This is a genomic window from Flavobacterium sp., assembly GCF_049318185.1.
Taxonomy (GTDB): Bacteria; Bacteroidota; Bacteroidia; order Flavobacteriales; family Flavobacteriaceae; genus Flavobacterium.
The window spans coordinates 1-7,113 of the sequence record NZ_JBMOGV010000111.1; the positions used below are offsets into that span (position 1 = coordinate 1).

5 protein-coding genes are annotated in these 7,113 nt (G+C 30.8%); all 5 read left to right on the forward strand.

Annotation, left to right across the window (positions count from 1 at the left end):
• Positions 1–178: 178 nt before the first annotated feature.
• A complete protein-coding gene (locus ACOYLT_RS09465; RefSeq protein WP_422853612.1) occupies positions 179–424 on the forward strand; it encodes a hypothetical protein in 246 nt (81 codons plus the stop codon).
• Entirely contained in the window at positions 425–2,131 is a 1,707-nt protein-coding gene (locus ACOYLT_RS09470) for a DNA cytosine methyltransferase (RefSeq protein WP_422853613.1), read from the forward strand.
• Between the two features lie 2 nt (positions 2,132–2,133).
• A complete protein-coding gene (locus tag ACOYLT_RS09475; RefSeq protein WP_422853614.1) occupies positions 2,134–3,801 on the forward strand; it encodes an NERD domain-containing protein in 1,668 nt (555 codons plus the stop codon).
• Positions 3,792–6,146, forward strand: a complete 2,355-nt coding sequence (locus ACOYLT_RS09480; RefSeq protein ID WP_422853615.1) for a hypothetical protein — start codon at positions 3,792–3,794, stop codon at positions 6,144–6,146. The genes ACOYLT_RS09475 and ACOYLT_RS09480 overlap by 10 nt, the downstream gene beginning before the upstream one ends.
• On the forward strand, positions 6,146–7,113 hold a 968-nt coding region (locus ACOYLT_RS09485), incomplete at its 3' end, for a hypothetical protein (protein WP_422853616.1). The genes ACOYLT_RS09480 and ACOYLT_RS09485, both read left to right, overlap by 1 nt.

The window sequence follows — 7,113 nt, forward strand, 5'->3', positions numbered from 1 at the left end:
GAATTGTGCAATATCCCAAAAACTGAATGTTGGTAAACTTTAGAATGATTCTTATGAAAGTATATTTATATTTGAATGAGGCGATGCGTTGACAAACGGGTGAGTGGATGTGGCTGAGAAGTAGCGTGTATAAGTAAGTTACCACCAATGCTAAAAAGACAGACGACACAGCAAGACAATGACTAAAAATGGACTCGACATACAGACCATATCGACCAAGCGGACAGACTTTCAAACTGACCGTGTTTTGCTTTTGGGACAAGTGACAGAAAAGGAAGAAAAAGCCCACCCTTCGCATTTTTTAAAATTTCTTTTAGCCAGCCCCACAAACGGCACATTTGGTTTTGCCCGACACACAAGCCAACGCTTCGCAAAACCAAAAGAGCCGTTTTTTGCCAACGCACCAATGAAAATAAAAACGTAAATGAAAAAACTTAGAGTTATAGATTTCTTTTGTGGTGCTGGAGGATTTTCCGAAGGTTTCAGACAGATGGGTTATGAAATCATTTATGGTTTCGACCATTGGAAACCTGCTGTAGAAACTTTTAACCATAATTTCAATCTGAATTGTGAAGTTAAAAACATTTTAGACTTTAAAAGTTCAATCGCTGAAATTGAAAGTTTGCCTAATACTGAAATTATAATAGGAAGCCCTCCTTGTGTTAGTTTTTCTAGTTCAAATAAATCAGGCAATGCAGATAAATCTTTGGGTGTTGAATTAACAGAGACTTTTTTAAGAATTGTTGCTGTAAAAAAACACCAACCCAATTCGATACTCAAAGCTTGGTGTATGGAAAATGTCGTTAACTCGAAAAGATATCTACAAACAGCTTATACTTTCAAGGATTTAGGGTTAACTGAATGGGCAAATAAAAACAGAATTAGTCCTTTAAAAATTGCAATTGACCTATATGAAAACTCGGCTATAATTAATTCTGCTGACTATGGCTCTTTTCAAGCCAGAAAAAGAGTTATTTCAGGTGAAATAATAAAAAAGGGTAAACTTATATTACCTAAATCATCGCATTCGGAAGATGGACTTGATGGCAAAAAGAAGTATATGACAATCGGAAAGATGAAGCAAAATTTCCCTCATCCCTTTACGTTATTTTCAGATAAGATTATTAATGACCCACACTATCAAATTAAGATTTCACAAAGTCAATTGACTGATCATTTTTACGACACGGGAATTTATAAAGTGGAATGGAAATTTTCAAAATATTGGAAAATAAATCATCCATTTATGGGGAAAATGTCATTCCCTGAAAACGAAAACAAACCTAGTCGCACAATTACAGCGACAAAAATTGCAAATTCTAGAGAGTCTATAATTTATAAAACTGAAATTAACAGATTGGGTGATGGCGAATACCGACTGCCAACAGTAAGAGAAGCAGCAATAATAATGGGGTTTCCTATTACCTATCAATTTATAGGTGCAGAAAATAATAAATGGCGTTTAGTAGGTAATGCCGTATGTTGTTCAGTAAGTAGAGCATTTGCTAAAGTTGTACTTGATGAACATCGATTCTCAATACCAAGCTCACTTGTATTAAAAAACAAACCCAAAATTGAGGGCATAGTAAACCTTAATACTTACAAGATAAAATCACTTAACAAGCCTCCAATAAAAAATCAAGGTTCAAGATTTAGAAGACACGCTATCAAAGATGGTAACTTAACAGTTACTTTATCTAACTACGATATTGAGAATAACCCCAAATCAGCCGAAGGTAAATGGTTTACCTCAGTTCAATATGGAACAGGCAAAGGGTTTCCGATTCAAAAAATTAATGATAAATATTACAAAAACCTTGAAGGGATAATAAATGAATACAAATGCGGCAAGGAGTTTTTGAAATATATTAATAATGGATTTTCGGAAAAAATTGGGAATGCGAATGAACTTCAAAAACTTTACGAACTCCAAAAGTCAAATACTAAATATACAGAACCAACTGAATTAGTTGATTTAGTTCAAGTAATAATTGATGAACTAAAAATTGAAAATTTGGAAATTGAACAAAAGAAATTGATAGTTTTCAAACACAAGGAAAAAGTTCCAGTAAAGCAATTCTTCGCATTATATGCAATAAATAAAATATCAACAATTGCAAACGGGAATTGATTATGCCAATACACTTTATTGATAATTATCCAAAAAACAATTTAGAATCTGTTGTTATCAATCAAGATGGTGATACGCTTTTTGGTGAACTTTGGTTGTATAAGCAGTTTTTATCATTCAATGAAAACAAATTTATTGAGGATGAAACGTGGTATCTGAAGCATAATTATAATTTATCAACCCATCCTGCAAGCAAAAGAAAGGTCGAGGGTCAGGTGGATTTTATCTTGCTTACTAAACAGGGTTTGCTAATTATTGAAGTTAAAGGCGGTGGATTAAGAGTGGATGAAAACGATTGTTATTTTTCATCCGGTGAAGGGAAAGAATATGAAACTCAAAACCCATTTACACAAGCAAAAGAATATGTTCACACATTTAAAAAATTAATTGATTCCTCCGTTTTCGTTTATCGTGCAATTGTACTTCCACATGAAGCAGGTTTTGTATTGAGGAGTCCTCAGCTTGCAGGATATAAAGATATATTCTTTTCAAAAGCTAATATAACAGGTCTAGACGCAAGAGCAGTTCAAAATATTTTTTTCAAGTTTATAAATGAATTAGGCAGAAAAGAGAGGTTTAGAACATTTAAAAGATTTTATCCAACCCTGAATGCTGATGATGTTACTAAGAAGGCATATGAAAACTATCCTTTGTTATGCGCTAAAGATATTAAACGATTAAAGTCCGAGCTATTCCCTACTCAATCAACATATGGTTACAACCCGGATAGAATTAACTCAGAGCTCATCTTAAAGGAAAATTATGAAATTCTTAAAGGATTAAGACGTAATAGAAATGTTATAGTTCAAGGTGCTCCGGGAACAGGGAAAACTGCATTAGCTGTTAAATATTTAGCTGAAAATTTATTAAAGCAGCAAAAAGGAATAGTTTACTGTGCTAACAAATTGATTAGAGCTAGACTGGAACATATTATTCTTAATGACTACAAGCTAGATCCAAACAATATAGCTTTTAGAATATTTTCTGACACAGTTACACAAGAAAGTGTCACAAGTGACGTAGACTTTTTAATATTTGATGAAGCACAAGAATACTTTGATAAAGGATTGTATGATTTTATTGAAAAAATAAACATAAAACTTGAAAAGCCGAAAATTTTAGTTTTATATGACCCAGAACAAGCCATAGTATCAAACCTAAAGGAATTGGCATGGTATACGGACTTTTTCATTGAAATGGGTTACACACACTTCTATTTTGATGAAAATTACCGTTGTGCACAGAATAAAGAAATAGCTGAAATATCCAATTGTTTGTTGTATAACGAATACGGAATAATTAAAAGTAAGCATAAAGGCTATTTAACTTATGTAGAGGAAACTAAACAGAAATTACAACTACTTAATGAAATTGTAAATGATTCAAAATTCACAAGTTCTGAAAAAATAATTTTGGTTCAAAGTCATCTACTCGAAGAGTTTACTAGTTTAATAAATGATTATTTTAATAGAGACATAGAAGAGTTAAATGATGGGAATATTAATATCACTTCTAATAAAATTAGGTATACATCTCCTATTAAATATAGAGGTCTAGAGACTGAGTCCGTTTATTTGATTACAAAAGAATTAAATGACAGTACTAAAGTTCAAAACTACGTTGGTGCCACAAGAGCCATGAATTCAATCAGAATTATTTTATGGAAGTAAGATTTTATAAAATACATGAGACTGTGCTTGAGGCTTTGGAGGTTCAAGATGAAAGACCTGATATATTGGAAGTCATTGGTAAGTGGTATTATAATTTTTTAGTATCACCGGAAGATAAATTGTCTCTTTATATCCCAAACCACAATGAAGAATCTTTAAATAATATTTACAATTATCTGCGCCTTTTTTCATTAACAAGTAGGCTCCTAAACAAACCGGTGGCTGTTAATTTTGAAAACACATGTCTTTTTAATGTCTTTGATTATAACAAAAGGAACAAAAAATTTATTTCTAAGAGCTCAACAATTGACTTTATAAAAAAGGAAGGAGATTTTCTTATTTGGTCACAAAATACAGTTGTTGGAACTAATAGGTTTCTGCCGATATTTAAAAAAGAACAAATTGAATATTCGCAATGGGACGAGACTTATAGTAGTTTCAAGTTATTCAAAGCAATTAGTAATCAAGAGTTGATTAACCATCCGATCATTATTGATTTGAAAGAAGATTTGTGCCTTTCAATAAGCACAGGTGATCGAATTAGAGCTGAGGAATATGTATTGTTCAGAACTTTAAAATATCATTCTGATATGTCTGAAGAGGCGGTAATAGAATTTGAAGACGAACTGTGTAAACAGGATATAAAAAATCTAATTTCAATCAGATATCCATATCATAAAAACATACATGGTTACCTATTAGAAATTGGAAAAAAGAAATTTGATTTGATATTCAATTCACGATTTTGTTACTATGCTTTACAAAATAGTGATGTTGTTTTGTTACCGAAGGAACTCGATGCGGTCAAGTCAATTCCGTTGGCTTCAATAGTGAAATTTGACATTATAAATACCAACCATAGCTTTGAACTATTTAATTTATTAGATGGGTTTTATAATAATTGGAAAGAATACGACTTTAATAAATTTACAACACCGTTTCCAAAGTATTGGCTATTATTCGTTAATCCATCTATCGCTAAAGAGGATTGGTTTGAAATGTTTAAATCGGACTATCCAAATGTTGCTGAGAAACCAATAATAAATGAAATTAAAAAAATCATATACTTAATTCATGAACTGGATTGGGGGAAGCTACTAATTCAGGAAATTAAAAACCCCGTCTTACTTTTGCCCGATATAAAAGGGGCAAGAAAGAAAAAGCTGGAAAAAACCTTAAATTCTTTCAAACACTATCTAACAAAATTAAATAACAAAGTTTTGTTTGTAGAAAATGATGACAATTATGACTATTCCGATTATTCTGAAGTATTGCTATTAGACGCTTTTAACATTATTAATCTTGCGAATATTTTTCAGAAAAATAATGTACTCAAAGTGCTCACGCCTGATTTCTTATATTTTCATTATCAACCCTGGATAACATATCATCTTCTCGATTATCAATATAATCCGTTACTAAGTCTCCAAAGGCAACTACTTGATTCTGATTTTCAAGTTAACAAAGAAACCTATCAAAAACTGAGACAAGATTTAATTCAAAGCATAAAACTTGAAATAGGAAATTATAGAAAAAAATACAAGAGTGATAGGATAGAAGTTGAGAGCAAGATTGTTAGTATTGAAAGTGAAGATATAGTTTTTAATAATGAAGAGGAAATTGAGTTGGTTAAAAAACCCTTAAAAGAGCTTGAGAATAAGAAATACTTAATTACAACAGTTGAGAATAAAGATTTTGAATTTGAGGGTAGCAATCAAGTTTTAATTAAAAAAAACAGTCTTATTTCAAATTATGTTTCGCAATTAATCGTTGGTGATTGTTTTGTTTTGCAAACCGAAATTGGTTCATCTATTAGTAAGGATTTATTGGTAGATAAGCTAAGTAAAATACCAGATCCGATTATCGACTTTCAGATTCAACTATCAAAAATTCCGAATGTATATAAAACATTAAAACGATTGGGCATAGAATACTCGGATGAAAGATATTTTAAGGAAAAATATGTGATTGAACCTGAAGATTACGAAATTGAGAAATTCATTTTACCAAAGAAAAAAGAAAATTGGAAAATCATTTGTGAGTTTTTAGGCATTACTTCAAGTGATATGTTTCAGACTTGGATTTTACATTATGGTAGAAGGCACATAAATGATATAAAAAGAATATACAAACGGATATATGATTTATGCTTAGAAAGTAATTACATAAGTGAAATTGAAAACCCGGATTTAGTGAATAGGGTTTCAGGGTATATCGCTGAGAATAGGATAGTATTTGAAACTGAGGATGAAATAATTAATCCTACCGAGGTTGCAAAATCGATACTTTCAGCAATAATAAATGAAATAAAATTTCATGAAGTAAAAGAAATAAAAACTATTTAATGATGAATAATTTTAGAAAAAAGAGAGAGAGCCTTGAGTTATTTGTTCGTGAGCAGATAATTGGTCCTGGCGCCTTTAATAATCGCTATTTTTTAATTGAAAAATGGGAGAAAGGTGAATTTAATGGAATTAATTTCAAAGAAACGATTGTAAAATCCATAAATAATAAAAGTGAAATTTTAGCCGAGGTTCCTGCTTACCAGTATAGTTCTGCCATTCTTTTTCCGGAAACAAGAGTTCCAAAAGGAGTTGAGCCAAAATCTATTGAAAAACTATTAGAATCAGATGTTGATTCAGAAAATACAGATACTGAAGATGTAGAAAAAGGGGCAGATGATGATAATATAAAGGATGATTCGAATGAAAGTTTAGTAAGTAAACAACAAAATTATCCAAATTCCTTAGGTCTTTCATTTGCCGTAGGAAAGGAGACTAATTTGCAAAGTGATTTATGCGTAACCGTTTCTTTCCGAAAATATCAAAATATAAATAAAAAGAATTGTTTAAGTAATAAACTTGGGTGTTTAGTTTCTGAATATGAAAATGAAATCGAAGTAGCAATTGAAAGTTATTTTAAGCCCTTATTTATTACACTACGAAAAGATAACAACCTATTTATTTGCCTCAACCACGAAATTAATAAAAACAACATCTACGATGTTGATTACATTCATTTAAATAATTATTTACAATCAAATCTTTTAAAAACAATACAAGATGTTTTTAAAAATGAAATAGTTGAACTTAAGCAGAAGAATGCTGTAAAATACTATGGAATAAAAGCAGAATATGAATCGCAATTTTACTCAATTTCAGACTCTATAAGTTACGGTGGGGTTGAATATAAAAATGTTGCGGCATTATATGATAATAGCATCGTTAGTTACATTAAAGGAAAGCTTAAAGATGATTTATCGAACTATTCTATTTATAAAAAGCTCATAAAGGAGATAGAAATATTCAATCA